The sequence below is a fragment of the Rhodopirellula maiorica SM1 genome, from assembly GCF_000346295.1.
Taxonomy (GTDB): Bacteria; Planctomycetota; Planctomycetia; order Pirellulales; family Pirellulaceae; genus Novipirellula; species Novipirellula maiorica.
Genome location: NZ_ANOG01000468.1, coordinates 1 through 3,497, shown reverse-complemented (window position 1 = coordinate 3,497; position 3,497 = coordinate 1). Strand labels below are relative to the sequence as shown.

The window sequence follows — 3,497 nt, the reverse complement described above, 5'->3', positions numbered from 1 at the left end:
CAACCCAAGTGTGGTTTCGTGGTCGTGGGAGCACGCGGAACGATTTTCCAGCGAGGACTATGCCGACGTTGTCAATCTGCAAACCGAAAGCCACCCCGCCAGCCCACCCGATCTCTGTCGACGTGCTGCAGCCACCCCAGCAGAATCCGGTGCAGTACATGGTCGATGTGATTTCGCGCGGAGCACAAGTCGAAGGACCGCTGAGCCCCGAAATCAGCCGAATCGGCCAGCAAATTGTCGATACTGCGGTGCAAAGTGCTCAGCAGCGGGCGACGTTGCCGCTGCTGGATTAAGTGTGCATCGCATCTCTATTTTCGAATTTATCTTGAATGCCTTTACCGACTGCAATCCTGTCGATCCAAGCTGCGGAAAAGTCGCATGGCAAAACGCGTGCGCTGCGTGGTTTGTCGCTGGATCTTTTTCCCGGAGAGTTGCTTGGGCTACTTGGCCCCAACGGTGCTGGTAAAACGAGCTTGATTCGTTGTTTAGCGGGACGCAGTCGATTGGACAAAGGGGCGTTCACGTTCGCGACTGGAACCGATGCTCCTCATTCGTTGGGCGTGGTGCCACAGAGTATCGCTGTTTATCAGGATTTAACGGCCCAGCAAAACTTGGTGGCATTCGGAAAACTGCACGCGGTTGATCGACACCAGCTCGGCGAACGCGTCGACCAGGCGTTGCAGTGGGCCAATCTTACCGATCGGCGTCACCACTTGGTGAGAACGTTTTCCGGTGGGATGCAGCGCCGGCTGAATATCGCATGCAGTGTTTTGCATCATCCCGCGATCTTGTTGCTTGATGAGCCGACGGTGGGGGTGGATCCGCAAAGCCGTAGCCGCATCTATGAAATGATTGACGAGCTGCGTGACCGAGGGACTGCAATCCTATTGACCACTCACCAATTGGACGAAGCGCAATATCGCTGTGATCGGATCGCGATTGTCGATCTGGGAAAAGTGGTCTGTGTGGGGACGCTTGATGAATTGATCGCTAGCACCGTGGGGCATTGCCAACTGCTGCGAATCCGGTTCCAGCATGTCGTCGATGCAACACGCTATGGTTTATCGATGGATGATTCGGGGACGACTGGAACGTGTGTGATCTCGGACCCCGCGACTCAATTGGCTGAAATTTTGACCAGCCTTGATCGCGATCAACATCGCGTTGGTCAGGTGCTGTTGCAGCAGCCGACACTCGAGGATGTCTTCTTGCATTTGACGGGCAAGGAGCTGCGTGAATGATAGGAACTGTTTTCCAGATCTCGCTGCTAAGGTTGTGGAACAACAAGCAAGAGCTTGTGATGGTGTTGGTGCTACCAATCTTGTTTTTCAGCATTTTTGCCATGATTTTTAGTCGTGGCGTCAGCAGCGGTGATTCCGCGATCAACGTCGCGATCGTCGATGACGACATGACTGCGACCAGCCAGCGGATTGCACGTCTATTGAAACTGCAATCGGCACTGCAAATTGAGTTGGGGTTATTGAATACGACCAAGCGCTGGTCGATCGAGCGACTGACCCGCGTTGTAATGCGAGACCATGATGTCGACATGGTGGTGTATCTGCCCGACGGAATCGAAGCCAATTTGCAATCGCAATCCAAGTCAACAGTGAAATTGTTCAGCGAAGGCAGCAACCCGATCGGTGACCAGATCATTCGGGTGTTGTTGGCTCAAGTGATTAGTGAAGCAAGTCGTAACCGGCCGCCGTCGAGCTCGCTGGACAATGCATCCTCGGCGAACGAAGCTCCGTCGACAAACCTATCTGGATCGGCGGAAACATCGGCTGCGGACGCTGGTGTTTCCGATTCGCTTGTGGACGTCGAAACCACTCATCTATTTGCGGTGGGCAAACACAATCCCAAGATTGCAATGTACGCCGCCGGCATTGCCGTGATGTTTTTGTTGTTTTCGGCGACCGGGGCAGGTGGAAGTTTGCTCGAAGAACACGAAGCCGGTACGTTGGACCGATTGCTGTCCAGCCAATTGCGTATCAGCGAGTTGTTAGCGGGTAAATGGCTGTACATCATGGCGCTGGGTTGCGTGCAATTAACGGTGATGTTCCTGTGGGCCCAGCAAGTTTTTTCAGTCGATCTGATTGGCCATTTAAGTGGTTTCGCGTTGATGACATTTTGTACTGCGTCCGCCACGGCTAGTTTGGGAATTTGTTTAGCCGTGTTCTGTCGTTCACGCACACAGTTGACGGCCGTTTCAACCGTGTTGATCCTGACCATGTCGGCGCTCGGGGGCAGCATGGTGCCGCGTTACGTCATGAGCCAAGAAATGCAGCGGTGGGGGCATCTGACGTTTAATGCGTGGGCGCTAGATGGGTTCCAAAAAGTATTTTGGTACGATATGCCCGTCACGTCGCTGCAGTTGGAAGTGACCGTCTTGCTTGGCATGACGATCATTCTCGGGTGTATCGCACGTCTGTATGCCGATCGCTGGGATGCGCGTTAAGCAGGTAGAAAATGCCGATTTGATATGAGGTTTATTGAGTCGGATTCGCTTTTGCGGATGCGGCTGAAATTTTCGAATTCTTAATCTTTTGCAGAAAATTGTCATGCCCGACAGCCTCTATATTGCCACAAATGAAAACGCGACTGGAAAGCGGATGGTTGCCCTTGGGGTAATGGAATTGGCGATGCGGCGCTTCGACCGCGTCCACTTCTTTCGTCCCGTGGTTCGTCGTTACCCGCACGAAGATCAAAGCATCCGTTTGATGCGGTCGCGTTATCAAATCACGACGGACCCGGACGAAATGGCGGGGGTGACGCGTATCGAAGCCCGCCGAATGTTGGCGGAGGATCGTTATGAAGGATTAATTCAACGCATCCAACAGAAATTCAAACGTTTGCAGGAGACCTGTGACTTTGTGATCGTCGAGGGGACGAGTTTTCAAGGATTGGCACAAGAGATTGAATTCGAACTGAACTCGGATATCGCCGTCAATCTTGGCTGTGCGATCATGCCCGTTTATTCAGCTCGTGGGAAAAGTGTCGAAGACAGCGTGCAGTCGATCCACATCGGTAACGACAGTATCTCGGACCGTGGGGGGCAGGTGATTGCTACGGTGCTAAACCAAATCAATCCCGCAAATGAATCGGAATTGCGATCCGCCTACACCCAAGCGTCATCTGATTCCCTAGCCCCCCTGTACCTGCTTCCCGAGGAACCGCTGCTGCGTCAACCGACGCTTCGTGAGATTCAAGTGGGGCTCAACGCGAAGAAATTCAGTGGCGATGAAGCAACGTTTGATCGCGAGGTGACTCGATTAAAAGTCGCGGCGATGTTGTTGCCAGATTTCCTCGAACGTTTATTTCCATCAAGTCTGGTGATCACACCGGGGGATCGCAGCGACATCTTGGCGGGATGTGCGTTGGCGTCACTTGATGCGAACGGACCATCACCTGCAGGAATTTTGTTGACCGGTGGGATGTTGCCGCCGCTGGCGGTCCAGCAATTGATTTGTAACACCTCGGGGATGCCTGTGTTGTTG

General features: G+C 53.3%; 3 protein-coding genes and 1 pseudogene. All 4 read left to right on the top strand.

The window, feature by feature from the left end; genetic code table 11:
• Positions 1-293 (top strand): annotated as a pseudogene (locus RMSM_RS14750) (hypothetical protein); the annotation flags it as partial.
• A 36-nt stretch (positions 294-329) separates the two neighbouring features.
• Entirely contained in the window at positions 330-1,241 is a 912-nt protein-coding gene (locus RMSM_RS14745) for an ABC transporter ATP-binding protein (RefSeq protein WP_008697542.1), read from the top strand.
• Positions 1,238-2,458, top strand: a complete 1,221-nt coding sequence (locus RMSM_RS14740; protein ID WP_040766777.1) for an ABC transporter permease — start codon at positions 1,238-1,240, stop codon at positions 2,456-2,458. Before RMSM_RS14745 ends, RMSM_RS14740 begins: the two co-directional genes overlap by 4 nt.
• Before the next feature lie 103 nt (positions 2,459-2,561).
• Positions 2,562-3,497: DRTGG domain-containing protein (locus tag RMSM_RS14735; RefSeq protein WP_040766775.1), on the top strand; the 936-nt coding region annotated here is incomplete at its 3' end.